The 26,625-nt window shown below is 49.2% G+C and carries 21 protein-coding genes; 11 read left to right on the top strand and 10 right to left on the bottom strand.

The window, feature by feature from the left end:
• Positions 1-17: 17 nt before the first annotated feature.
• Positions 18-1,541: a threonine ammonia-lyase, biosynthetic gene (gene ilvA, locus HUX64_RS14615; RefSeq protein WP_174626951.1), complete on the top strand. Its 1,524-nt coding sequence runs from the start codon at positions 18-20 to the stop codon at positions 1,539-1,541.
• Between the two features lie 190 nt (positions 1,542-1,731).
• Here ilvA and HUX64_RS14610 read toward each other — a convergent pair whose 3' ends face one another.
• Positions 1,732-2,190, bottom strand: a complete 459-nt coding sequence (locus HUX64_RS14610; protein WP_174626991.1) for an EVE domain-containing protein — start codon at positions 2,188-2,190, stop codon at positions 1,732-1,734.
• Between the two features lie 127 nt (positions 2,191-2,317).
• Positions 2,318-2,785, bottom strand: coding sequence for a hypothetical protein (locus HUX64_RS14605; RefSeq protein WP_174626950.1), 468 nt, complete (start codon positions 2,783-2,785; stop codon positions 2,318-2,320).
• 340 nt (positions 2,786-3,125) lie between these two features.
• Here HUX64_RS14605 and HUX64_RS19315 point away from each other — a divergent pair, with 340 nt between their 5' ends.
• The 8 genes from HUX64_RS19315 (at position 3,126) to corA (ending at position 11,474) form a co-directional block, all read left to right on the top strand.
• Positions 3,126-3,431, top strand: a complete 306-nt coding sequence (locus HUX64_RS19315) for a hypothetical protein (RefSeq protein WP_217426553.1) — start codon at positions 3,126-3,128, stop codon at positions 3,429-3,431.
• 302 nt (positions 3,432-3,733) lie between these two features.
• Positions 3,734-4,792: a glycosyltransferase family 4 protein gene (locus tag HUX64_RS14600; RefSeq protein ID WP_174626949.1), complete on the top strand. Its 1,059-nt coding sequence runs from the start codon at positions 3,734-3,736 to the stop codon at positions 4,790-4,792.
• 98 nt (positions 4,793-4,890) lie between these two features.
• A complete protein-coding gene (locus HUX64_RS14595) occupies positions 4,891-5,757 on the top strand; it encodes a UDP-2,3-diacylglucosamine diphosphatase (protein WP_246247043.1) in 867 nt (288 codons plus the stop codon).
• Positions 5,758-5,987: 230 nt separating this feature from the next.
• Positions 5,988-7,301 (top strand): lysophospholipid transporter LplT, encoded by a 1,314-nt coding sequence (gene lplT / locus HUX64_RS14590; protein WP_217426552.1) that lies wholly within the window; start codon positions 5,988-5,990, stop codon positions 7,299-7,301.
• Between the two features lie 67 nt (positions 7,302-7,368).
• Positions 7,369-7,821: an NUDIX domain-containing protein gene (locus HUX64_RS14585; RefSeq protein WP_174626948.1), complete on the top strand. Its 453-nt coding sequence runs from the start codon at positions 7,369-7,371 to the stop codon at positions 7,819-7,821.
• Positions 7,822-7,848: 27 nt separating this feature from the next.
• The gene (locus HUX64_RS14580; protein ID WP_174626947.1) at positions 7,849-9,027 is read left to right on the top strand and encodes an MGDG synthase family glycosyltransferase; all 1,179 of its coding nucleotides are present in this window, start codon (positions 7,849-7,851) and stop codon (positions 9,025-9,027) included.
• Positions 9,028-9,263: 236 nt separating this feature from the next.
• The gene (locus HUX64_RS14575) at positions 9,264-10,472 is read left to right on the top strand and encodes a hypothetical protein (protein ID WP_174626946.1); all 1,209 of its coding nucleotides are present in this window, start codon (positions 9,264-9,266) and stop codon (positions 10,470-10,472) included.
• Positions 10,473-10,484: 12 nt separating this feature from the next.
• Positions 10,485-11,474 carry a magnesium/cobalt transporter CorA gene (corA, locus tag HUX64_RS14570; RefSeq protein WP_246247042.1) on the top strand — a complete coding sequence of 330 codons (990 nt, stop codon included), beginning with the start codon at positions 10,485-10,487 and terminating at the stop codon, positions 11,472-11,474.
• A 119-nt stretch (positions 11,475-11,593) separates the two neighbouring features.
• Here corA and HUX64_RS14565 read toward each other — a convergent pair whose 3' ends face one another.
• Complete coding sequence (locus tag HUX64_RS14565; protein WP_174626945.1) at positions 11,594-12,838, bottom strand: glycerophosphodiester phosphodiesterase family protein; 1,245 nt, start codon at positions 12,836-12,838, stop codon at positions 11,594-11,596.
• A 543-nt stretch (positions 12,839-13,381) separates the two neighbouring features.
• Here HUX64_RS14565 and HUX64_RS14560 point away from each other — a divergent pair.
• Both HUX64_RS14560 and HUX64_RS14555 read left to right on the top strand, forming a co-directional pair.
• The gene (locus HUX64_RS14560; RefSeq protein ID WP_174626944.1) at positions 13,382-14,713 is read left to right on the top strand and encodes a CorA family divalent cation transporter; all 1,332 of its coding nucleotides are present in this window, start codon (positions 13,382-13,384) and stop codon (positions 14,711-14,713) included.
• A 327-nt stretch (positions 14,714-15,040) separates the two neighbouring features.
• Positions 15,041-16,591 (top strand): alkaline phosphatase PhoX, encoded by a 1,551-nt coding sequence (locus tag HUX64_RS14555; RefSeq protein ID WP_174626943.1) that lies wholly within the window; start codon positions 15,041-15,043, stop codon positions 16,589-16,591.
• Between the two features lie 346 nt (positions 16,592-16,937).
• Here HUX64_RS14555 and HUX64_RS14550 read toward each other — a convergent pair whose 3' ends face one another.
• From HUX64_RS14550 to HUX64_RS14520, 7 genes are all read right to left on the bottom strand, one after another.
• Positions 16,938-18,266, bottom strand: coding sequence for a lipopolysaccharide biosynthesis protein (locus tag HUX64_RS14550; protein ID WP_174626942.1), 1,329 nt, complete (start codon positions 18,264-18,266; stop codon positions 16,938-16,940).
• Between the two features lie 275 nt (positions 18,267-18,541).
• Positions 18,542-20,071 (bottom strand): choice-of-anchor I domain-containing protein, encoded by a 1,530-nt coding sequence (locus tag HUX64_RS14545; RefSeq protein WP_174626941.1) that lies wholly within the window; start codon positions 20,069-20,071, stop codon positions 18,542-18,544.
• A gap of 229 nt (positions 20,072-20,300) precedes the next feature.
• The gene (locus HUX64_RS14540; RefSeq protein WP_174626940.1) at positions 20,301-21,845 is read right to left on the bottom strand and encodes an OprO/OprP family phosphate-selective porin; all 1,545 of its coding nucleotides are present in this window, start codon (positions 21,843-21,845) and stop codon (positions 20,301-20,303) included.
• Between the two features lie 542 nt (positions 21,846-22,387).
• Positions 22,388-23,587 carry an ABC transporter permease gene (locus HUX64_RS14535; RefSeq protein WP_174626939.1) on the bottom strand — a complete coding sequence of 400 codons (1,200 nt, stop codon included), beginning with the start codon at positions 23,585-23,587 and terminating at the stop codon, positions 22,388-22,390.
• A 3-nt stretch (positions 23,588-23,590) separates the two neighbouring features.
• The gene (locus HUX64_RS14530; protein ID WP_174626938.1) at positions 23,591-24,796 is read right to left on the bottom strand and encodes an ABC transporter permease; all 1,206 of its coding nucleotides are present in this window, start codon (positions 24,794-24,796) and stop codon (positions 23,591-23,593) included.
• A gap of 101 nt (positions 24,797-24,897) precedes the next feature.
• A complete protein-coding gene (locus HUX64_RS14525) occupies positions 24,898-25,908 on the bottom strand; it encodes a DUF475 domain-containing protein (RefSeq protein ID WP_174626937.1) in 1,011 nt (336 codons plus the stop codon).
• 303 nt (positions 25,909-26,211) lie between these two features.
• Positions 26,212-26,622 carry a very short patch repair endonuclease gene (locus HUX64_RS14520; RefSeq protein ID WP_246247041.1) on the bottom strand — a complete coding sequence of 137 codons (411 nt, stop codon included), beginning with the start codon at positions 26,620-26,622 and terminating at the stop codon, positions 26,212-26,214.
• Positions 26,623-26,625 lie beyond the last annotated feature (3 nt).

The following is a 26,625-nucleotide window of genomic DNA, read 5'->3' as shown; positions in this document are numbered from 1 at the left end:
CAGCCGATTTTTTAAAAATGCCATTAAAATACATAGAAAAAATTCTACGCGCCAAAGTTTACGATGTTGCCATAGAAACCCCTCTGGATTTCGCACCGTTGTTGTCGGAACGCTTTGCAAATACCGTTTATTTAAAACGCGAGGACCTGCAATCGGTCTTCTCGTTTAAATTGAGAGGGGCCTATAACAAAATGTCCCTGCTTGATGAAGCGTCGAAATTAAAAGGCGTGATTGCCGCTTCTGCAGGAAATCATGCCCAGGGCGTCGCCTTGTCGGCAAAAAAACTCGGTATCAAGGCATTGATAGTCATGCCTAAAACGACGCCGGAAATAAAAGTTGAATCCGTCAAGGCCAGAGGCGCGAAAATAGTTTTATTCGGCGATTCCTATGATGAAGCCTACGGCCACGCCCAGGAACTGGCAGCCGAAAAAGCCATGGTTTTTATTCATCCCTATGATGACCCCGATGTCATTGCCGGCCAGGGCACCGTCGCCATGGAAATTCTCAGGCAACAGACCGGCCGTCTGGATGCCATTTTTGTACCTGTCGGCGGCGGCGGGCTCATTGCCGGTATTGCAGCCTATGTAAAATTTGTTCGGCCCGAAATCAAAATTATCGGCGTTGAGCCGGATGACGCCGATTGCCTGAACCGGGCCTTGAAAGCAAGTCGCAGGATTATCATTAAACAGGTCGGTTTATTTGCTGACGGCGTGGCCGTCAAGCAGATCGGCGTCGAGCCATTCCGCCTGGCGCAACACTATGTGGATGAAGTGATAACGGTCAATACCGATGAAATCTGCGCGGCAATTAAAGATATTTTTGACGATACCCGCTCGATTGCAGAACCGGCTGGCGCCTTGGCCATTGCCGGATTAAAAAAATATATAGAACGGGAGCAAATCACCGGCCATAGTCTGATTGCCATAGACAGCGGGGCAAATATTAACTTTGACCGGCTGCGTTATGTGGCCGAGCGCGCGCAAGTGGGTGAACACAGGGAAATTTTACTGGCTGTTACGATTCCGGAAACGCCGGGCAGTTTTTTAAAATTTTGTAAATTGCTGGGGGGGCGCAGCATTACCGAATTTAATTACCGGTATTTTGACAACAGTCTTGCCCGGGTTTTTGTCGGCCTGTCCAGCAGTGGCCTGGAATCGGACCGGGCGTCAATAATCCACTATCTTCAGGAACAGGGCTTTCCTGTTACCGACATGACCGCCAACGAATTAGCCAAGGAACATGTGCGCTATATGGTTGGCGGCCATGCGCCGTGCGAGCTTAACGAGATTATCTATAGCCTGGAATTTCCTGAGCGGCCGGGAGCTCTGCTGCGTTTTTTAACGGCTTTGGATGGCTACTGGAATATCAGTTTATTCCATTACCGCAATCATGGCGCCGCTTTCGGAAAAGTATTAATGGGCGTGCAAATGCCGAACTCTGAGCGGAAAGCTTTTCAACAATGTCTCGACAGTCTGGGTTTTTCTTACTGCGAAGAAACTGAAAACCCGGCCTATCGGTTGTTTTCAGGCGGGATGAATTAAATATTATTCTCTCTTGCCCAATATCCGGATCATATAAAACCAGGCCTTGTTAAATTTTTATAGTTATTGGTTTTCAGGTATTTTAAAGGGCTGATTAACATAACTATTCATACACCGCCTACACAAAGCAGCCCATCCCGACCCCGCCGCTTGTCTATATATTATTGAGTTGATGGCCTTGAAAACCTTCTCATTCCAGGGAAAGAATAAAATCCCACTGTTTTTTGCTCACCGGCAGAATTGATAATCTATTGCCGGGCCTTATCAGGGCAAAGTCCGCCAGTTCCGCTTTTTGCTTTAATTCCTTAAGAGTGATGGTGCGGGCCAGTGTTTTGACATATTTAACATCAACCATCATCCAGCGCGGCCTGGCAGGATCACTTTTCGAATCAAAATGCTGGTCGTTCAAATCGAAGGCGAGAAAATCGGGGTAGCCTTCCCGAACCACTTCCATAATACCGACAATACCGGGCTCATCGCAGTTGGAGTGATAAAAGAATACCTGGTCACCCAGCTTCATGGCATCCCGCATCATATTTCTGGCCTGGTAATTACGGACGCCGTCCCAATGCTCGGTCTGGTTGGGCCTGCTGTATAAATCATTTATAGCAAACGCATCAGGTTCGGATTTCATAAGCCAGTATTGCATCATGTAAGTGCCTATTAAAACGATTCGTGGTTTATTCCTTCCGAGATGGGACTGACCGGCACTATTTCATTAACGGCGACTTAAAAAGCCGGAACGTTGAGTAGGACGGTTAAATCCTGATGTTGATTTAACAGTACCAGCCGCCCTTTTTTTCATCAATGCCCTGTTTTGCCTGGCGGCGTATAAACGCTTTAATCTGGGCCTTATATTCATCGTTTTCGACGCGTTCAACAAGCTCGTGCAGCAGTGCGATTCTTATGGTCTTGGCCAGCGTCGCAGTTCGCGCTTCAACAGGAACGATATATTTAAAATATTTCTCGTTTTTCCCGCCAAAATCAAACAATTTACTTCCGCACCGCAGCGTTAACTCGATAAAACTGAAGTCATCTGCTACATACGACAGTGTCATAATATACGGGGGGTCTTTATGCTTGCCCCGCCTGATCAGTTTACCTGGATCTTCAACAAGCTCTATATGCCGGTTAAGGGTATCAATAATTTCTTTTTTGTAGTCGTCATATTTTTTCTTGCGGGTATTGCCTTTATCAATACTCGATTCGCTTGATAACTTCCCATACCTGAAAAAGTTAGTCATTTTTTTACCATAATCAGCTTAACCATAAAATACAATAACGTATTAGTAAATGCCGTGCAACAACCAACGCGAAGCTGTTAAACAGGGCAAAAATAGTTCCTCTGCCTCTCTATTAGCGGACCCTCCTTCGTAAAGCCAGCCATACTTTTATCAGGCCGGAAACGTTAGCCCCTACCCATGCGCAGGGAGGGATTCAAAAGCAAGTCACGAGGCTGACAGTAATTGCCGCTTATGCATAATTCCGTAATAGATAAGGCAGAATACAAGCTAATTGTTACAGTAATATAAAAGCAGAGCTTTTTAACATAGGGAGACTGATGTTAACGGCACCAAGACTGCCGTGGACTTAAGCGGCTGGAATGTTAAGTCTGCCTGGCGTTATTCTCTCAACCTCTCCTTGCCTGGGGAGCTGCCGAACGAACAGACATATTTTGATCAATTTTGGCTATCACGTTATCAGAAGCCTGTGACTCTTGCTTTCAGAAGCGTCCGCTTCGTAGATACGGATGATTTTTATGGACGGGTTTTGATACCGATTGCCAGCATTATTAAAAGCAGTTTCGTAAGCCGCGGATTATGTCCGAGGTGTTCTGGCGAAGCTAAAAAAGATAAATGGCGAACAATCGGGCGGTTGAAGGCGGCATGATCAGCTTGAACTCCCCCTTCCCTTGAGAATTTTTTCAAGGCCGCGATACAAAAAGCATAGCGTGCATAGAAAAAACAGCTTAATCATAGCCGTTCAAAACCGGAAAAACATAAAAAAGCTTGTTACCGGACTGTTTTCATTAAATAGTCATATTTGTTCTATAACATTGGCTTTTGCCAAGTCATCCTGTTGATCCGAAATTTACAGATCCGATTTTCCGATTTAAAAAATCAGCATGGTTGGCGATTACTACGACTCGTTTATCCTGCTATCACGTAAATAAACAATAATTCAGGGCCTTTATGACATTGAGAATTGCGTTCATCAGCGATGCTTGGCATCCCCAAATAAACGGGGTTGTTACAACCATTGAAAATACGTGTTCAACTCTGGAACGGGCCGGCCATCAAATCAAGCTCATTACTCCGGATCAATTTATAACAATTCCCTGTCCGACTTACCCTTCCATTCGATTAGCGTATGCCTGTAACAGAAAACTAAAAAGGCTGCTTAATGAATTCAATCCCCAGCGCATTCATATAGCTACTGAAGGGCCATTGGGAATTGCGGCGAGGCGATATTGCCTGAACCGGAAGCTGGCGTTTACCACGTCATTTCATACCTTATTCGCAGAATACGTTAATTTGCGTTTTAAGATCCCGGTATCGTGGGGTTATGGATTTTTGCGCTGGTTTCATGCGCCGGCAAAAAAGATCATGGTGGCTACGTCCTCGGTAGAATCGGATTTGAAGGCAAGAGGATTTAAAAATACTCTGGTGCGCTGGTCCCGCGGCGTAAATTCTGATTTTTATTATCCCAGGGATAAAACATTTATATCACTGCCGCGCCCTGTATGCATGTTTGTCGGCAGAGTGGCCATTGAAAAAAACATCGACGCTTTTTTATCCCTGGAGCTTGCCGGAACAAAAATCGTTGTCGGTGATGGTCCGCAGTTGAAAGAGCTTAAAGCCAGATTCCCTGATACGGTTTTTGCCGGTTTTCAGACCGGTGAACCCTTGGCCAATTATATGGCGGCAGCAGATGTGTTTGTATTCCCGAGCCGCACCGATACCTTCGGCATTGTCATGCTGGAGGCGCTGGCCAGTGGCCTGCCGGTTGCGGCTTTTCCGGTTAATGGGCCGGTGGATGTGATTGGCAGCGATAAAGTCGGCAGACTGGATGAAAATTTAAAGAAGGCGATTGCCGAGGCTCTGCAATTAGACGCGCAGGACTGTCGAAATTATGCCTTGAATTATTCCTGGGCTAATTGCACCAGACAATTTTTTTATAACCTTGTTCCTGCTTTTGAAAAAAGCAGGGATAGCAAAAATAATTCAATAGTTGAGCATTGGGTAAAATGATTCCTGTTACGCTCAAACTCAGTAAATAAAGTTGTTAAAAATCCTGTCCCAATGAAATGTTGCCCGTTAAAAAAACGCCTCAGTGGTTTTAGCGAGCCATGAGCACCAGCAAATACCGGCTAAGGCTCATCGACAAAGCAGCTCACGCCGGTAATAATGTTAACAGTTGGATTATGGCTAACAACACCTATCGAAGCATCTGGATTTCCGATTTGCACCTGGGTTCCACGCAATGCCAGGCCGATGTTTTACTCGATTTTCTAAAACACAACGACAGCGAAAAGCTTTACCTGGTAGGCGACATTATCGATTTTTGGGCGCTTTCCAGAAAAATGTACTGGCCCAGGGATCATAATACGGTAATTCAGAAAGTCCTGCGCAAGGCCAGACACGGCACCCAGGTCATCTATATACCGGGGAACCATGACGAAAACGTCCGGGAGTACGATAATTATGTCTTTGGCGACATTATCGTCAAAAACTCGGATGTGCATACCACATCCACAGGGAAGCAATTTCTGGTTGTCCACGGCGATGAATACGACACTATTGCCAAATGCCACAAGTGGGTTGCCAAGCTGGGCAACGAAGGTTATGACTTTCTGCTTCAGGTGAATCGCCTTCTTCGAATAAGCAGGCGTTTATTGGGCATACAATCAAATTTCTCTCTTGCCGCCTTCGTCAAGTTTAAAGTCAAGAATGTGGTTCAGTTTATTTCCGATTATGAAGACAGCATTGTCAGCACGCTTAAGGACCAGGGCCTGGATGGCGTTATTTGCGGGCATATACACCACGCTGAAATCAAGGATATGGATGGATTTTTATATGTCAACACCGGGGATTTCGTGGAAAGCTGCACCGCCATCGTGGAACGCGCGGACGGCACGCTGGAACTCGTGAACTGGCGCAAGACTGAACCAGCCATTGCCGATAGTGAGACTCTGGAAGCCAACCTTCATGGATAAATGCACCGTTGTCAACCTGGGCCGCCGCAAGCTGTAACACTTCCGATGAATTCCATGATTATAAATTCAGGGCGATCAATTTTAAGGATAAGCCGTTCCTTGATATGGCATTATGAACGGACTGCCTAGGCACCGCCTGGTCAAAAATAATTCCCAATCCCGCTCCTCGTACTGTACATAAGTACGAACAGTCAGGTCTTATCGCCAGTACCGGTTTAAGTTTATAGCTGATGAAAACAACTAATAAAAGAAAACTTTTAACTATTTATAGTGCAGCGATTCCGGTTTTCCAGGCGCCGCACAGCACAATTAATTCTATAAGTCGCGGCTTCAACACCATCCTTGCGGCCCAGTTTTTTTCATCATTGGCCGATAACGCCCTGCTCTTTGCCGCTATCGCCGTGCTCAAAGATCTCGATGCGCCCGCCTGGCAAACCCCGGTATTACAACAGTTCTTCGTGTTCGCCTTTATTGGGCTCGCGCCTTTTGTTGGCGCCTTCTCCGATGCGCTGCCGAAAGGCCGGGTCATGTTCATTAGCAACAGTATCAAGATAGCGGGTTGCACGGCCATGTTATCGGGTTTGCATCCTTTACTCGCCTATGGTTTTGTCGGCATTGGCGCAGCTATGTACTCGCCGGCTAAATACGGCATTCTGACCGAATATCTCCCCCCCTGTAAATTAGTATGGGCCAACGCCTGGATGGAAGGTCTGACCGTTGCAGCTATCATTCTGGGCGCCATTCTGGGCGGTTTATTGATTGGACATCGCGTTGAGGATCAGGTTGTCCGGCAACTGGGCGGGCTTGAGTTCAATGGCGGCATTGATACCGCCCCCGAGTTCGCGATTTTGGTCATCCTCGGTCTTTATTTCGCGGCGGCGATACTCAATTATTACATTCCCAGGCTGCCCATTGAGCACCCCTTATCGAATCGAACGCCGAGATTGCTGTTGGCGGATTTCCGGAGAACTTTCCTGCTGCTGTGGCAGGATTCGTTAGGGCAAGTATCTCTCGCGGTAACCTCGCTGTTTTGGGGAGCAGGAACGAGCTTGCGTTTTATTATTCTCGCCTGGGCCGCGGCGGCGCTGAATCTCGATCTGGAGCAGGCAACCCAATTGACTGCGCTAGTCGCAGTCGGCCTTGCTATCGGTTCTGTTGCGGCGGCCAAGGCTGTGCCATTGGCTCATGCCGTGAAAGTACTGCCCTTGGGAATAGTCATGGGATTAGCCGTTTCCGCAATGGCATGGATAACCGACTGGCGGCTGGCAGTGCTGATGCTGATATTGATTGGCATCCTGGCCGGCAGTTTTTTAATACCGATGAATGCCTTGCTACAGCACCGTGGGCACCAGCTCATGGGCTCGGGACATTCCATCGCCGTACAGAACTTCAACGAAAATCTCAGCATTTTGTTGATGCTGGGCGCTTACGCGCTGATGATCAGAGCCCGCTTGTCGGTAAATGCCATCGTGATCGTGTTTGGGTTAGTGGTATCGGTTACAATGGCCATGCTTACTAAAAAGCATGGCCATGATCAGGATTAATAAAAAAAGGACAGCATCGCTTAAGCCCGGGCTTTGAACTGCCACCCCCATTTATTCGGAGGCTATTATGCCTAAACCTATTACGCCGTTGCTCGCTGCCGATATTATTATTGAGCTGACTGATTTTCCCGATCGCCCAATCGTATTGATTGAGCGCGCTTATTCGCCCTACGGCTGGGCAATTCCCGGCGGCTTTGTCGATCTGGGCGAAATGGTCGAATACGCCGCAATGCGCGAGGCTAAGGAAGAAGTCGGACTGGAGGTGCAACTGCAAGCCTTGCTTGGCATCTATTCCGATCCTCCCCGAGATACCCGCGGCCATACCGTGACGGCTGTGTATGTAGCCGAAGCATCGGGCTTGCCGGAAGCTGCGGATGATGCTAAAAATTGCCGGCTGTTCAGCCTGAATGAGCTGCCTGAATCCCTGGCGTTCGATCACGCCCAGGTACTCGCCGACTATACACACTATCGGCAAACCGGACGACCGGCGCTGCCGCGTAACCAACATGCCGGGTTTTAGACAACCAAACAAGTCCATTATAAACTGATGAAAAAACGGGTTTTGATTATGTCGGCCGGGGCGGGAGCCGGCCATATCAAAGCGGCCGAAGCGTTGGAGCTTTCCTTTGCCGCTGACAGCCGGGTTGCCGAAGTCATCAATAATGATGCGCTGCAATACACCAACAAGCTGTTCCGGGACTTCTATTCCGGATTTTACACATCGCTGGTGCGGTCCGCGCCCAATTTTCTGGGCTGGTGGTATAAAACCAGCGACGAGCCCTGGCACACTGACCGGATGCGGCACATGCTGGACCGGCTGAATACCAAACCGCTGGTGCGGTTTATCCGGGAATTCGACCCCCATATCACGGTCTGCACGCACTTCATGCCTGCCGGCATCATCTCTCACCTGATTGCGGCGAAACAATTGCAAGCGCATCTGTCCATTGTAGTGACCGATTTCGACTTTCACGCCATGTGGTTGTCACGCTCATTCCATCGCTATTTTGTCGCTATCGATGAAACCAGAGCGCATCTTGAAGTACTCGGCATTCCCAGCGAAAGAATCACGGTGTCCGGCATCCCCATTGATGCCGTTTTTCAACAGCCCCTCAACCGCGAACAAAGCCGCCTGGAACTGGAATTGAACCCGGAAAAACCGGTTTTGCTGCTGTCGGCGGGAGCCTTTGGCCTGGGGCCTACCGAATTCATGGTGGAGCGGCTGCTCAACCTGAATAGCAACGCGCAGACAGTGGTTGTCTGTGGACGCAACGGCGAACTGAAACAGCGCATTTTACAATTAATCAATAATCGAAGTTCCAGCTTTAAAGTTCTGGGTTATACCAATGAAATGCACAAATTGATGAAAATGGCTGATATTTTTATCGGCAAGCCCGGCGGCATGACGACCGCCGAAGCTATTGCTTGCGGCCTGCCCATGTGCGTGGTCGCTCCGATCCCGGGGCAGGAGGAAAGAAATAGCGATCATCTGTTGGAAGAAGGCATCGCCGTCAAGTGCAACGATTTGACCACTTTGCCCTTCAAACTGGAGCGCTTGCTGGAAGACCCGGACAGATTGAGCCGGATGAAAGCCAACGCCCTGCGTTTTGCCAAACCCGCCGCCTCCGCAACGATCGTCAATACCCTGCTCGCAGATCGTCTTCCGCCGCTATCATTTAGCAAACGCCAAAGAGCGGCGATTGCTCTCGCAGCGGGGCCAGAATGAGCGATTGCCCTATCAGGCCGAAGATGGGTTAATTATCCTATTTCTGGAGTGTATGTACATCTACATGGCAGCAATGAGCAGGCACTTCTATACCCAAGTACGATAAATCTTTTCCTTACAGTTCTTATAGTCACTGAAGAATGAGCGCAGCCTTTTATAACCTGGCCAGAATCAAAGAATTTGACTTACCGGGTTGGCTTTCCTATTGTTCTTATGGCCAAATTCAAAGGAACGATATGATCTTCAATCTCTACCGCCCGCTAGTGTTAACCAAAGCCCCTGCAAGATGGCTGACAATGCTGGTTTTATGCGGCCTTCAGGGCTGCTTTTCTCCGATAGCGCTGGATCGCGCTGTCATCGCCTATGACAAGGCCACTACGGACATTCTGTCCAAACAACTGTTGTTGAATATTGCCCGCGCCCATCAACATCAGCCCATGCATTTCACCGGCGTTTCCAATATTGCCGCAACCTTTAATTTTCAATTCAATGCCGGAGCGACGCCGGCTCTTACCGGAGAATCCGGCTCGTTATTGACGCCGGTGTTCGGCGGCTCGATTTCCGAGAACCCGACTATCAGCATCGTGCCGATTGAGGGCGAGGAGTTTACCCGGCGCTTGCTTACCCCGTTTCAGGAAAGCAAACTGACCATGCTGCTGCGGCAAGGCGTTGATGTGGACTTGCTTTTGCGCTTGCTGGCCGGCGAGGTGCGGATTAAAGGCGGCACAAACAGCGGCATTTATCTAAATAAACCCCGCGCTGCTGAAGGCTACCGGTTGTTCCGTCAAGCCGTGCTGCATTTGTCGGCTATTCAGGATAGACATCAGTTATTTGTCGAACCGTTGATGTTTGATCAGCATTGGACTATGCCGGCCGAAGCATTGACGGCCGAACAAATGGCTGCGCTGCAAAAAGAATTCAGTATCGTATATCAGGCTAAGCCTAAGCAAATTACATTGAGCAAGCGGGTAATCGGGCGTATCCTGCTGACCAATTATGATCCGATGACGCTAAGCAATGAAGAGCGCATACGTTTGCAGGAAGAAGCCAATCAGGAGTCAGACAATGATGTCAGCGTCGACATCCGCCCTGGTCATCCTGGCGGACAGTGGCCGATACATGGGGTTTTCCGCTTGCGCAGCTTTCATAATGTGCTGAACTTTATCGGCCAGTCCATCAGCGACGACCCCGAATATACTGTTGCCAAACATCCGCAAACCCCTTATGTCAGAGAGAATCCGGTGAACACGATGGCCTTGCTGGTTAGCGATGACGAGTCGGCTGCCGATATCAGCGTACAGTTTGGCAGTTGGCATTATGCGCTCAAACCGGAATCCGGCTATCAATGGAACCGCGAAGGCTTTCGTCTATTATGCCAGATTTTTCAAATGACCATGACCGATCTGGCACGGCAAGGGGCGCCGGAAATCACTATTTCCAAATAATAGGGAGACATTTTGACAGAGACAATCACTAACAGCATGGTCATGAAATGCGTGGCCTATCAAAACGGCGTCAGCATCGGCGAGGTGACCATCGAGGACATCAGTGACGTGCTGAAACAGGAAAACAGGTTTGTCTGGCTGGGTCTGCATGAAGCAAACAACAAGCTGTTGGCCAAAATCCAGGAGGAATTCGGCTTGCATGATCTGGCTATTGAAGATGCCTGCGCAGCGCATCAGCGCCCGAAAGTCGAGGAATACGGCGATTCCATATTCATGGTGTTGCATACCGTCCGGCTTGCAAAAGATCAGATCGAGTTCGGTGAAATCCATGTTTTCCTGGGCCCGCATTTTCTGGTGACGGTCAGGCACGGGGCTTCGCCTGGTCTCGGTAAAGTCAGAAAGCACTGCGAGGCCATGCCGCAGCAATTGGCCAAAGGGCCCGGCTTTGCCTTGTATTCAATTATGGATTTTATCGTCGATAACTATGTGCATGTCATTGACGGCCTGCAGGAACAGTTCGATGTGCTGGAGTCGGCGATTTTTCAATACCGGCCCAGCCGGAAGACTCTGGAAGGTCTTTATGAATTGAAGCGCAAGCTGTTGCTGCTGGAAGGCGCGATCACGCCGGTCATCGATATCTGCAATGAACTGATGCGCTTTCATAACGGAATGATACACAAGGATGTGCGGGTGTATTTTCGCGATATCGCCGACCATATTCAACGCATCGACCAGGCTATCCGGGGCATGCGAGAAATGCTGTTGGCGGCGATGCAGGTGCATCTTACCTTTGAAACAGTGCGGCAGAACGAAGTCGTCAAACGGCTGGCCGGATGGGGAGCAATCCTGGCGATACCGACCATGGTGTTCAGCTGGTACGGCATGAACTTCAGGCACATGCCGGAGCTGGATTGGGACTACAGCTATCCGCTGGTAGTCGGCGGCGTCGCATTGGCCAGTCTGCTGCTGTATTTACGCCTGAAAAAAGCCGGCTGGCTGTAGTCATAATGCCCACACGCTGCTCAGCGCCCTCGTCAGGAAAGCGTGAACGCCCCGGTCCCGGCCAGTTGCCCGCGTATTAATACTCTGATTGGACGCCTGTCTTCGGTTTAATGGTAAAATTACTTCAGGTTCATGCAGTTGGCATAATAGGTTACGGTGGCCGGCCAGTCCGAGAAGATGCCGAGTATGCCCACATCCTGCGCAAGCACATCAAGCATTACCAGGGTGTCGCCATCGGTTTTAACAGCGTCTGTAACCGATTGATAATAGTAACCGCCGCCGTCTTTCAGAAGACCGGAACGCTCCAGCGTCCAGGTTATAATGTCCAAGCCCGCCGCTTTGGCGGCTTTCGCGTAGTCCGAAGGGATGATTTTGTGATTGGCATCGAGCGTCACCAGAACCCACATCGGCGGCGCCACGATTTTCACCCCTTCCGCAGCCAGTAATGGCAGTCTTGCAAGCGCTGCAGGCGAATCTTCCGGCACATTCAAATCTTCGAGAAAAACTGCCTGGCTACCGAATTCCGGTTCATTGGCAAGCCAGTAGCGGACGTCTTCGAGATTAAAGGACTGCGGGTACACGTTTTTGGCTTTAACGCCGGCCATCTTATATTCATTAAGCATTTTTTGAGCATAAGCCTGCTGGGTGAAGCCGTTAAACGGCATTTCAACATCGGGGGCTTTTAATTCGGGCGTCATCTTTACGCCCAGTTTTTTGAACAATTCAATGCTTTCTTTATGAGTCATCAGCACGCCGTTGCCGGCATATAAGTCCGTGCGGAAGCCGGGCGTAGCATTCATAAATTCCGCAAGCGTTTTGGCATTACGATTGCCTGCATCCATCTTGCCCTTAAGGGTCTTGAATTCAGCAAGCGTAATATCGCTGGTGCAACATTTAACATTTTTATAAGGGGTGGCACTGCTGAAATCGGCTTGAACGGAACACTTTTTTGCTAAATTCGTATCCAGAATATTAGTCGTTGTTTCCAGATCACACTGCGAATGCCGGCATACCAGTTCTTTATCCTTGGTAAAAGTGACATCACACTCGACAATACCCGCTCCCAGCCGGGCAGCGGCTTCATAGGATTGCTGCGTATGTTCAGGGAACTGCAAGGCAGCCCCGCGGTGGCCAATCGAAAAATCGGTTCTGTAAAAAGGACCTTTTGAACACTCCTGAAGCGCGCTTTTAAGCTCGCTGTTCTCCATATCCTCGACCAGAAAAAAGGGTCTTGGGCCCAACTGGACATTTCGCCTGCCATGCCGGTCATGCCTATGGTCATCGTCTTGATGGGCTATAGTGACGAGTGGCAATAGCGCTGCCAGTACAGCCGCTATAGCAAGAACGTTTTTACACAAGCTCATGATAGTCTCCATCAAGGTCAGTTAGAGCGCCAGGCTTTAAAGCGCCGGCCTGAAGGGAACCGGCAACAGCAACTTCAAGGCTGTGCTGCCGGGGATTTGTAGCCTATTCATGGCTTTACTCCTTAATTAGCGAGGGGCTAATAACACTGATATGTTTATGCTTACCTTTTGCCCCAGGCGGATAGTCATCAGGAAAATTCGACAAAGGCGTAATTAATCCGGTAACGCATGGGTTTAACGATAACTCATCAATGTGAAAGGGTGGTGACAAGAGTATGAAAAATCAGCGTCAGAAGGGTTTTAACTATAGGCCGGCCTTATAGCGACTGCCGTAATTTGAATTTATTTATACCGACGGCTCTTCTTCAAAGCCGACATGAAGCAATAGCAGAGCCTGCCTGTCATCAGCCGTTGCCTGGGAAGTTGGAAAGGCAGAATAAAAATCGCGACAAATCACAGCGCTTTGATAGAATTGCCTTCACATCAAATACTCGGCCCGTTCATCATCCGCCGGCATACTGTGCTAAACCCTGTTAATCCGCTATGCAAAAAGACCCGACCGCTCAACATTATAATAGCCAGCAAGCTGTATATGATATTTTGATAAAGCACAAGCTTATTGCAGAGTTGGTGCATAAACAGGACATGCCCCACCATGATCTGGTGGAGACGCTCGTGCATAAAGAAAATATGGCGCAATTGCAGCAGATACTTAATCATTTGCCGCCTGCGGAAATTGCCTCTATTCTGAAACATGTGGCGCCCGAAGAGCAAGTGCTGATCTGGGAGCAGCTCGATGATGATCATAAGCAAGCTCTTCTGCCGGACGCCCCCGCTTCAATTCTGCAAATACTTGAAAAACAGGACTACAAGACAGAAAAATCCAGAATCAAGGCTTTTAATTTACACGAGGGCCGCTTGCACGAAATTTCGATTAACACGCCCCGGGACTTGCTTGAGGCCAAACCTGTCTGGATAGATTTGGTGGCGCCGACGTTTGAGGATCGAATAGGAATCGGCGATATTTTCGGGATAGAATTTCCTGACCCCGATAAATTGAGTGATCTGGAATCAAGCGCGCGCTTCTATGTGGAAGAAAACGGCGAAATCCATTTGCATTCGGATTTTTTGCTTGACAAGGGCGACATCTCACGCAATGTCGTTGTCGCCTTCATTCTGTATCAGGATATTTTATTCTCGATTCGCAAGGAAGAGCTCCCGGTGTTCCGGCTTCAGCGTTTGCGTGCGCTCAGTCAAGCCAATTATGTTTCCGACGCCCGGGATATGCTGCTGGATCTTTATGCGGCCAATGCCGAATATTCGGCTGACGCGCTCGAAGATGTTTATCTGGCTTTGGAAACCGTCGGCAATCATGTGCTTAGCAAGCAAATGAGCGATAAGGAAGCCGCCAGAATATTAATCGACATTGCCAATGAAGAGGACCTGAACGGGCGTATCCGCCGGAATGTCATGGATACGCGCCGTGCCGTCTCTTTTCTGATGCGCGGCAAGTTTCTTGGCAAAGAGCAGCAGGAGTACTCTCAACAGATACTGCGCGATATTGAATCCCTGGACGGCCATACTGCCTTTCTTTTCGACAAGATCAACTTTCTGATGGATGCCGCCGTAGGCTTCATCAATATTAACCAGAACAAGGTCGTTAAACGCTTGACAGTAGTCAGCGTGGTCTTTATGCCGCTCAATGTCTTGGCCGGCATCGGCGGCATGTCCGAATTCACCATGATGACAAAAGGCATACCCTGGCCCATCTCCTACAGTATTTTTACGCTTGGACTGGTCATGGTCGGGTGGCTCACGTTTGCCATTTTGAAATTTCTTGAAAATCGAGAATATAGTAAATCAGACAAACGCTAGCAGATTTTCCGTCTTACTTAGGGGCTATAGTAGCTGTCCCCGCTCCCCGCTTTTAACTCAAAACCGTAACTGGGCAAACCTGGGCTATCTCCGACACCCTGGATAGGGAACAAGTCAGTAGCAGCAAGTCGCCCTGATGAAATAGTGGAAGCGATAATAATCGCCAACACGTTTACTGCCTGCCAACTATCAAACACTTTCCGGTTTACATTCACATAATATTCACGAAACTGTAACTAGTTATTAATAAGAGGCCCTTATAGTGCCAGTCTAAGGTTAGTGGCATCAGCCATTAGCCGATTAAAAACTAAACCAGGAGAGCCTATAATGAAAAAACCCCTAATTTTGACTATAAGCCTGACCTTGCCGGGTATTGTAGCCGCGGCCGATGATTTCGGCATGAAAGTTCAGCATCACCTGGCCGCCCATGCCAACAAATACTTTGGCATTATCAATCCTTTAGACGCTCCTGAGAGTGTAACTGTACCGCGAGTTCCACTGCAATCGGCATTGGATCTGATTAACGTGGCGCCCGGCCTAGATGCCAGGATTGTCACGCGAAAATCCGCGCAAAATTCAGATATGCTAGCTTTCTGGCCTAACGATTCGACGCCTACTCATATCGTCAGCTGCGTCGAAGCCGATAACGCTGCCGTCGGTACGTATCCTGACGGCAAACCCAAACTGAAGCCTTCCATACAAACAGTCAATCTGATCAGCGGCAAAGTAAAAACGATTCTGCGCGGCATGACCCGTTGCGATGGAATTCGCCGCACGCCCTGGAATACTATTGTTGCCACAGAAGAAGCCGATGACGGCGGTCTGTATGAAATTCTTAATCCGATGACTGCCTCTGAACTGACGTTGGTCGCACGCGGCACAAGCGACACAATTGACAGTACGGGCCATGCCGTAACAGGGCAAGTGGAATATCGCGGCGCGGTCGGCAAGCTGGCATGGGAAGGGCTTGATATCACTCATGAAGGTGTGGTTTATTACGGTGACGAAGAACGTCCGGGATCGGGCGGCCCTGATGCTGACGGCGGCAGTCTGTTCAAGTTTGTCCCTGCTGCGCTTTGGGACGGCACGCCTGTCAGGCGCCTGGATCAGTCGCCGCTGGCGGCTGGCAATGTCTATGCTTTTCAGGCTTCTTGCCAGTCCAGAACCAGCAGCAGCTTTCCGCAATTCGGCCAAGGCTGTGAAATCGGCGAAGGCGCCTGGGTAAAAGTTGATACGGCTAACTTGCGCGCCTCGGCTTTCGCTAACTCTGCGACCGGTTTTTACCGTCCCGAAGATGGTCATTTCGATCCCATGTACACCGATGCAGGCGTAAAGTTCTGCTGGACTAATACCGGCAATAGCGGCGCTCAAAACTATGGCGAAGTGGTTTGCCTGATTGATGCCAATCCGGCAGGCAGCGGTGAAAAAACCGTCAATAATCCTGATGTCAACGCCAACGGCCTGACTTATCTGGCCGACAGCACAGAGTCCAAAGGCTTTGCAGTGGCTGCGGCTAACCGTGTAGTAGAAGGCGATACCGATCTTAACCAGCCTGATAATCTGGCTTTCCAGCCTGTCACCGGCAATATGTATGTAATCGAAGACAATCCTTTCGGTGATATATGGGCGTGTTTGCCTGACGGTGAAGATCGTGACGTTAAAACCGACGGCTGCGTGAAAGTCCTGTCTGTTCGCGACAGCAGCGCCGAGCCTACCGGATTTGCCTTCACCGCTGATGGCAAAACGGCTTATGTTCATGTTCAGCACAGCAATGATATGGCGTGCGTTGCCGGCAGCGATTGCGCGCCTCGCGATGACTACGCAACTGACGATTTGATCAGGATTACCGGCTTTAAGCCCAGAAAATATCATGAATAGGATGAGTAAATTGTTCCAGGACTGAAGGCAGCACTCGGCCGCTAGTTAATAGCGGCCTTTTTTATTCTTGTTTCGCTGGATAACGAGCACAAGCTGCAAGACCGGAACCGGTTTAACAACAGGCATTGTTAATAAAATAATACTTTGCAACTGGTCAGCACCTTCGAAAATAAGGAGCGAATCAGGATCAACCGTTAAAATTGATGTCAGCCTGTTCTGCCTGATAGGCTTTAAGTTAAGGCCCGTCTATACAAAGTGAGGGGTAGCAAATCCGAATAAATCCAGGCTCTACGATAAGTGCGCCACGGATCATATCAAATCAGGGCTGCAGAATCAGCCTTGTTTCTCAGTGCGTTCTACGGCTTGTCGAAACCGGTGGCGCATTGATTGCAAACAGGCTGCGCATATCCCGATTAGCCAGCCATTTCAGGCTGGAAAACAGCAGCATTGTCGGCACAGCGTAAGCCAGGGCAACGCCAGTTGAACCGTAGCGGTAACCCAGAATAAAACTCAGGGCTACCATACTCATCGCAGCCGCTGACATTAAACTGACTACCAAACCATTGCGACCCACAAAGTGCAGGTAATACGGTGAATCGGAAAACAGTGTGCTGAATGCAGCTCCGGCCGCAGTAATGAATAAAGTCGCGTAACCCTCTGAAAATTCTGAACCAAACAGTTCAAGTATTTGCCGCCCACAAACGCCGATAATGCTGATAAAAACTATCATAAAACCGGCAATCAAACGCATGCGCTTATGGAGTAAAGCATTAATGGCGCACTGGTCGCGCCGCTCCAGCAAAACCACCAGCATCGGCAAATAATAACGATTGGTCGAGGTGCCGATCAGCGAAATTAAGGCCGTTGTTTGCATGGCGACCGCGTAAATACCCACCACCGCTTCAGAGGGATGCAATACTTCCAGAATAATAGTGCCGGCGCTGGTGAGCACTGTCATCATTACACTGCTTATCAATAATGGCAGAGAATTTTTCAGCCACAAAGGCCGGTTTTTCAAGTTTGCTTTTGTCTTTCCGAGCTCTCCAGGACTGGCGGCCCGCGCCGTAATCAGCATCAGTATCAGCGTCAAACACCAGGCTGTGCCAAGACACAGCACCGCAGAAACAGCCGTTACTTCAAGCTGGAAATCGTCTAACGCGGTAATCAGCAGCAAAAACACCGCAGGCAGAAAAAAACGATACAACGTTAAAGCCAGGATCTGCACACCGTAGACTGTAATTACTTCAATCAAAAACAGGCAAAGTGCAATCACGGGCAGAAAGCCCGCATAAATTACAATCGCAATATGATAATCAGCATTATGCAAAGCCAAAAAAGTTTCCAGTCCCAGACTGAGTACGCCCATCAGCAATAGGCTGAAAAGGACGATAACGCGCAGCGAAAACAGCCAAAACCCGCGCAAGCGCGGCCAGTTTTCGCGCTCAATATAGAGAGCAATCACACGCAGCGCGTACTTTTCCAATCCCAAAGTGGCCAATGTCGATAGCAAAGTGACGATGGAAACCGCCACGCTGTAATCATCAAACGCGTTGATAGCCAGATGCCTGTCCAAAAAAATATTCGCCCAATACATTAACGCATAATTGCTCAGGCTTAAGCCAAACAGCATCAGGGAACTGAAGTTATCAGGCTGGACGGAAAAGTTGGGGTTCAATATAAATCCATCCGTTGATTGTTTTGATTGGGTTGAGTAAAAACTATCACGTCAGCAAGGGTGACCTGATAAAGCTGGCGGGGTTTTAAGACATCACTTGTTATTGAAAGACAACACAACGCGATATTACTGATCAGCAAGGCAAGTAAGACTTGATGAAAATAACCAAATTAAGGCTAATCTAAATCTTGAAGCTCTCACTTTCCAGCCTACGAGGCTACCCGGAATGTGCTGACTTCAGGGATTCACCTCCCGCCAATGGACTGTCAACGGTATTACTGTCCGCTAAGCGGATTGATTCTAACAATTTTAAAACATTCAACCGTTCCGCTCATTTCATTGGCCGTCAGCAGATAATGCTCGCCGTTAATTATAAAATGCTCGATCCCTTCGGGCGACTTGTTTTCATCGCCGGCAATCTTGCCCAGCGCGACGACTTCAGGATGAAACGGGTCGGCTAGGGAAATCAATTCAATTGCACCGGCTCTTTCCATGCCGACGGCTACAAAAGGCAGGCCGTCAAGATCAAACGAAACGAGCATTTCAGGTTCCGAGCCTTTTTTGTTGCTGCGCAGTTCTGGATAGACTTTATTTCCGAAGGCAATCTCGTCCAGTTGATTGCCGGTATCGCCAAGCAAGGTGCCGGTCGCCGCATCAAAAACACTGACCGAGCGTCCGCCGCCGACCGGCTGCTTCCCCGAAGATGGAGAAGCATCCGGTTCGGTGTCGCCTTCATCGGCGGTAACAAAATAACGGCCGCTGGCCGCCATCGCAATGCCGTCGGGTTCGCGCAGACCTGTCATCGATTGGTCAAATTTTACCCAGCCGTCATAGCGGGCATCGGTTTTATGCCGGGCGGCCCCCAGACCGTAGTAGCTGATAATCTGTTCGTTGATCAAATCGACGACCGCTACCACATCGTCTTCCTGTAAAGTCACATAAGCTTTGCTCGCATCGGGCGTAATGGCGATATATTCGGGCTCCAACAAGGCTGGAGAATGGGTTTTTACAGGAATTAGCAGCTTCCGTTCGCCATGGGTTTCGACGCCAAAAACATCATGACCTTCAAAGTGGCCCAAATTGACTTTTTTCTTTTCTATAACCCCATTACCATCAAAATCCATCTGCTTACTGATGACGCCGTCGCCGTTCCAGTCGATGTCTCTTTCCAGGAATCTCCCGCCTTGGCTGACAACAAACCCTTCATAATTGAGCATGTTTGCCAGCTCAAGATTTTTGTGGCTTTTGATATGGCCAGATAGATTCAGATGAATAATCGAGATACTGCCCTCCGGCTTAAAAAACTGATTTTTTGAGGGCTCAAACAAAAAGTCTTCCCCTTCATTTGCGATCAGCGCAAGCTTGCCGTCTTTAGAAAAAACCACTGAATCAGGCCCAAAGCCGACAGCGTTGCGGTCTATCATTTCACCGGTTGACGCCGAACGAATTTCCAGCCTGCCGGGACTGCTGCCGGCATCAATCACTGCCGCAAACATGTTCAGAGAAGGATGAAAAGCCACCGAGGTCAATTCTTCCCCGTTGTTTAGTTTCAGGTCGAAACGCGCTATTCTCTGCAAGTGACGGGGATGGCTGATATCCAGCACATCAACTTCACCGGTCTCGAAATTGCTGAGCACCGCTCGCAAAGTGGATGGCTGCACGCTGATAATTTCCGTACCTTTTTCATAGCCCGAATCATAGAGACTGACAGGCTCTATACCCCAACCATAGGGTGCTGTCGGGGCCGATGCGCAAGCACCCAGAATTAGTATCGGCAGCAGTTTGATAATATTACAAGTTTTCAATGTCAGTTCCATATATACAGCTATGAATAAGGTCTTGCTGAAAGCTTGATAAGCTTCGCAGACTGCATAGGATATATGAATTCTGGCACATAAAAAAAGCCGCACTTATTAAAGCCAGTGCGGCCTGGTTCAGCGACTCTTTAAGCTAATCATAGCTTGCGTTGAGGGAAATTCACGCCGGATTGTCACTGATAATAATTTTTTAGATCAAGCAAATCTTATATAGTCGTTACCAGTCGAGTTGAGTACGTACCATAAATATGTCCGGGTTTTGCCCGCTGGTATTGGAAGCGAGGCTTCCGCGAGTTCCTCCAACAAAGCCTGTATTAATGGTTTTATTACTGAATATATGAGAATAATCTAACATAACTCGTACATGAGGATTGAGGTACCAGTTTAAAGCCAATGTTCCACTTTGGAGACGCCCGCCATTAACATGAGCTGTATTCATGTCCAGCGCATCAAAGCGGGAAGCCACTTCCCACGCACCCCAGCCGCCATTTTTAAGGTCGAAGTTACGATTTGGTTTTTGACGCCCGAACGCCCCTTTCTTGGCATCATAAGTACGCGATTCCCCTGTCAGAAAATAAGTGGCATATACATAATAGCCATCTAAATGATCGCTTGAATCATAGGTTGTACCGTTGAGTTGAGTACGTATATATTCACTTTGGAAAGAAAGAGGGCCGTGTATGCCCGCTAACTCGGCACCTACCCGGTAATAATCCTTTAATACTCTTCTGTTTGGCGTGCCTAAAGTATCAGTTAATATCCCGGTATTTGCCCAATTGGAGCGGTCTACATCGCTCACTTGGCTGGCGAATGCCAAGCCAGTTGGGCTTGTGGTGTTAGCGCCGCCGGTGGCGGCCGCAGTAGCAGCGTTGGCGCCATTATTGGTATTGTTAACGGTACGGTAGGAGCCTGAGGCGCCTATATGGAGTAATTCGGTCTTGCTGTTAAAAATCGGCAGAAAAGTTGCACGACCTGTAACCCCATAAGTTGGATTGCCGCTTGGGCCATTCCGGTTAGCATTGCCTTGATTATTTAACGATGAATTATTGTTGTAGCCGCCGCCGCCGATTGGTTCTGCCTGGAGTGCGGCGCGCGCAGTCCATCTTTCCCCAAAGGATTGGCCGCTAATACCTAATAGATAGGGATTAGCGAATTCTATAAAAGCATTATTAGGCAATGAACGCTCTACGAAGGTTAGGAAGCGATTACTTGTAACGGATTCCAAGCTGAACGGCTCTTTAAATTGTCCGACTGTAACCGAGAAGGGCTTGAAGCCTGTATATTCTGCCCACGCATCGGTGATACCGGCTGCAGTTGAGCCGTTGCCGCGAACGAAATCATATTCAAATTTGAAATCGTAATCTTTGTAAAGCGTGCCTTCCATATGGTAACGGCCGCGACGAACGCCTGCGCCATTATTCAACCGTGCATTTTGCGGAATATTGTGATCATTTTCGTTGAATTGACCATCAAGCTGCAGACGTCCGCCCATAGCCATTTTAAAATTCTTGTCACTGGATTCAATTTCCAGACCTTTATCTCCCAACTTAACTTTAACTGCTTCTGTCTCAGTCATGTGTTCTTGAAGCGCTTTAATTTCGTTAGTTTTTAATGCTAAATCCTCACGAACAGCAGCTATTTCATCGGTGTCCCCGGCTTTAGCCGCAGGTTTCGGGGCGGCTTCATCAACCTGCACGAAAGATCCCATTTTTTGCCGGCCCGGACCCGGTTCTGCGTAAAGCTGCTTGGTCTTGGTATCCACATAAAGATCAATAGCAAAAGCCCCGGATGATGCGCTTGCGCCTAACAGGGTTGCGATTGCCAATGTAAGTTTAGAGAAATTCATTTATGCTCTCGGTTGTTATTAAAAAATTACCAGAGCAAGAATAAGGCCGGAAAATGACAGCTTAATTACTCTATTATTACAATTCTGTTACAAGCAACAGCGCAATGATAATGTTGAAATCTTACAACAAATTATTACTTTTTGAGATGACGGCGTTATACCGGCAAGGAGTGCCGGACTAATTCGCCGGGAGCGAATTTGGACGTGCGCAGCATGGGGCGAAGCCCGAACCGCAAGGAGGCGGTGAGCAATCCAGGCCACAGGGATGTGAATGTGGCAATGAGGCTTGCCTTCCCTGGCTTCTGGGTTCATGCGGGGCTTTCCTGCCCCGCACCCCGATGGGGTAAATGCCAACCCGCTCCTGGCGGATTGGTCCGGCATTCCCTGCCGGAAGGACGAAATAGGGGTATGACGCTTTCTTCTTTTAGCTGATGATCCCTTGTTGATCAGATTGGCGCTTATTCAGTTCGTAAAGCTTCCAACGGCTCCAAACGGGCCGCTTTCATGGCCGGCGCCACGCCTGCCACCAAGCCGATCAGCAAGGAAACTGCAAACGCGGCGGCGATATAGGCCCAGGCCAGTTCTACCGGCAGCGCCGGCAGTAGTACGCGGCTTATCTGCACAACCAGTATGCCGGCCAAAACACCGGCCAAGCCGCCTGCCATGCTGAGCATTAAGGCCTCGCCCAGAAATAGCTGAAAAATAATTCGCCGCTCCGCGCCAACGGCGCGCAACAGGCCGATTTCAGAAATTCTTTCGGAAACGGCGATAGTCATAATCGTTAATATGCCGACCGAGCCGACCAGCAAGGAAATGCTGCCCAGAGCCGCCACAGCCATGGTCAGGATATTCAAAATGGAATCCATGGCTTCCAGCATTTGATTCTGGGTCACAATCGTGAAATCTTCCTCGCCGTGCCGGGCGACTAACAAGCGTTTGATGTCTTGCTGTACGGTTGCAATCGGCGTATTGCTTTTATACAGCAGGTCAATCTGCATCAGGCTTTCCCGGTCAAACAGCTCCAGCGCTTTAGCGGCCGGGATGTAGATGGTGTCATCCATATCAAAACCCAGCATCTGGCCTTTTTTTTCCATGACGCCGATGACCCGATACCGGTCGCTGCCGATGCGGATACGCTTGCCCAAGGGACTGGCCGTGCCGAACAATTCCACCGCTAATTTATTACCCAACACCGCAAGAGGACGCGGATTGCTTTGCTCGCCTGCGGGTAAAAAATGCCCGCTGGCCGTTTTTAATTTCCAGACTTCCGGCACCGCAGAACCCACACCCAGAACATTGCTGCGCCGCTGTTTGTTATCGGCTTCAATGCGGGCATTGCCCTGCACCAGCGGCACAACATTAATAATATTTTCCAGTTTGCCCAGACTGGCTGCATCAGCCAGGGATAACGGCCTGACTGTGCTTATCGTTGCTCCTGAGAGGCCGAAGGTAGTTTTTTTGCCGGGAAATACGCTCGCCAGATTAGTCCCGAACTGAGTGAACTCCGCCAGTACAAAAGTATGAATGCCGCGGCCTATGGACGTCAGGATAATCACGGCGGCAATACCGATAATCAGCCCCAGAGCCGTTAGCGAGGAACGCAGTTTATGGCTGATAACCGTCCGGTATGACAGGGAGATCAGGTCGGCGTAGCGCATTGCCTAGCGTTTGGCCAATGCCGCGACAGGTTTCAGCCTGGACGCTTTCCGAGCCGGCAATACCCCGAATACCAGACCGGTAAACAGGGCCACGAGCAGCGCGGCAAACAATGCCCACACCGGAAGCTCAAGGGGAAAAGCGGGATAAACGATCCGTAATGTCGCAAGGGTTAATTGTCCCACTATCAGTCCCAACACTGCGCCGGCCACAGAAAGCATGGCCGCCTCGGTTAAAAACAGCCAGTGCAATTGACGTCGGGTAGCGCCCAATGCCTTAAGCAAGCCGATTTCCGCCGTGCGCTGCGTAACGCTGACCAGCATGACATTCATCACCAGAATACCGGCCACGGCCAGGCTTATCGCAGCAATACTGCTTACCGTTAAAGTCAATGCCGTTAATATTTTATCAAAGGTGCCGACCACGCTGTCCTGGGTAATGATAGTAATATCCTCCTCCCCTTCATGGCGTGCCTTTATCAGGCTTTTGATTTGCTCGACGGCCTTGTGCATCGCCTGTTCGGATTTGGTTTCCACAAGAATTCTGAATAATGAGCGGGTATCAAATAAAGCCTGGGCAGAGGCCACTGGAATAATCACCATTTCATCAAAATCGACGCCGATGGATTGGCCTTTTGATGCCAACACGCCGATCACCCGGAAGCGGCGGTCATTAATACGCAGCCATTGCCCAAGCGCCGGCTGATTGGCGAACAGTTGTTCACGTATGGTCTGGCCGATCACGCAAACCGACAGGGCTTGATCGACTTCCATTTCAGGCAGAAAACTGCCTTGAGACATACTCAGATGACGCACCCGTTTTAATGCATGAGTCGAGCCGAAGATATTGGTTTCACGCTCCAGGCCCCGTGTTGAAACCGGCGCAGAGCCGATGGTAAGCGGCGCAATCGCGGCTATATAAGGACTGCCGGCTAGGGCCCCGGCATCATCCAGCGTTAAATCCCTCGGCGTCTCTCCAAATAGCGGCGGATGTCCGCCGGTAGTTTCATTGCGCCCCGGCAGGACAATAACCAGATGCGTCCCCAGCGCCTCAAACTCGTGCACAATATAGCTCCGGGCGCTTTCACCCAGGGCCGTTAAAACAGTAACCGAAGCCACGCCGATGCTCATGGCCAGAATAATAAGCAAAGCTCGCAAAGGCCGGGATTTAACGGCGATGAGAGCGTGATAAAAAGTATCTGTGACCAGCATTTCGAGAAGCCAATCCAGGCCTGTGCAGTAATGAAAATATAACGGCGGCTTTAATGGGGAGAATTCCAGTTACAGCCGCCGCGGCGCAAGAGTGATGGCATTTACATCAATGCCATCTTTTTTTTGTAACGAATCGATGAAAGTACCGACAGGCCGATCAAAACGGCGCCGATCAGACCGGTTACTACTTCAGGCGTATGATAGCGCATGCTTACCAGCATAATGCCCGCCAGTACGCCAATGGCATAGTGGGCGCCATGTTCCAGAAACACATATTCATCGAGAGTGCCCCGGCGCACCAGATAAACTGTCAGGCTTCGGACAAACATGGCGCCGATAGCCAAACCCAGCATAATAATAATCACATCCTTGGTAATCGCGAACGCGCCGATAACACCGTCAAATGAAAATGATGCATCCAGTACCTCCAGATACAGAAAACTCATGATGCTGCCTTTTTTCAGCACCACAGACAGTTCTTCGCCTTCTTCCTCGCTCTCGAATAAAGTCGCAAGACTGTCTACAATAACGAACAGGATCACACCTGAAATGCCGGCAAACAGCGCTTTCAGGCGTATTTCCTCGGGCAGCCAGTGCTGGCTTATTAAAAGCACCCCCAGGGCCAATATGATTTCAATCGCTTCAAGCTTTCCAAACGAGGCTATTTTTTCCTCTATCCGTCCCAGCCAATGCAATTCCTTGCCTTCATCAAAAATAAACGAAAAAAACACCATCAATAAAAACATGCCGCCAAAAGCTGCAATCTGCACATGGGATTCGGTTAAATGCCGCGCATAGGTTGCCGTATCGTTTAACGCCATCTCCGCCACGCCCGCAAAGCCGATACCGGTCGCTGCTGCAACAATCAAAATGGGAAACAACAAGCGCATGCCGAAAACCGCGATCAAAATCCCCCAGGTTAAAAAATAGAATTGCCAGCGCTCATCCATGCGCTTTAATACGGAGGCATTGACCACCGCATTATCAAATGACAGGCTGACCTCCAGAATTCCGAGAATAACGGCAATAACTGCGCCCATTATCCCGCCCCAATAAAAGGCTGCCGCCAGACAAATGACTGTGACGATTAAAGAAAGACGAAAATGCTGCATATAATACCTTTTAATAGTAGTAATTCAATATAGACGGATAGAAACGTTTTCCCGGTTTGGCGATAAGAAACCGAAGCATTTTACGGGTAGCGAGAAAGCAAGTTTACCTGTATCTGCGGTATTTTAAAAAATATAACACAGGAGAGTATTGAATCAGCTAAGAGCTGTTCTTAATTAATGCGGGCCCATTCTCAATTAATATAGGCCAGAGCAGCCTGATAGTCTCAGCAAATGGGATCCTAGAAACCGGATGTTACCATTTCTTGTGTTTTATATTCTTGGGCCACAATATTTATGAAACAATTAAGCCAGAAATGCTTTTAACGTCTGTTTGATCTTTTCCGTGTCCTTGATTTGGCATTCCCAAATAACCAGAACACGCCAGCCTTGAGCCAGGAGGGCGGCTTCTTGTTCAGTATCGCGAGTTTGGTTGCGGGTTAGTTTAGGGCGCCAGTAATCAATGTTTGATTTTGGCGGGCGGGCATCCTTGCAAGCCGGGTCTTGGTGCTGATGCCAAAAACAGCCATGAACAAAAACAACAGCGCGGCGGCTTGGAAAAACTATATCCGGCTTGCCTGCAAGGTCTTTGCGGTGAAGCCGGAAACGGTAGCCCATTGCATGGGCAAGACGGCGGACAATAATTTCGGGTTTTGTTCCCGTGCTGCGGATTGCCCTCATATTTTGGGAGCGGCGGGCAGGGCTTAATTTATCCACCAG

The sequence above is a fragment of the Candidatus Methylobacter favarea genome (assembly GCF_902806695.1).
Classification (GTDB): Bacteria; Pseudomonadota; Gammaproteobacteria; order Methylococcales; family Methylomonadaceae; genus Methylobacter_B; species Methylobacter_B favarea.
Note: the sequence above shows the minus strand (reverse complement) of the source record. Positions and strands in the feature narration are given on the sequence as shown.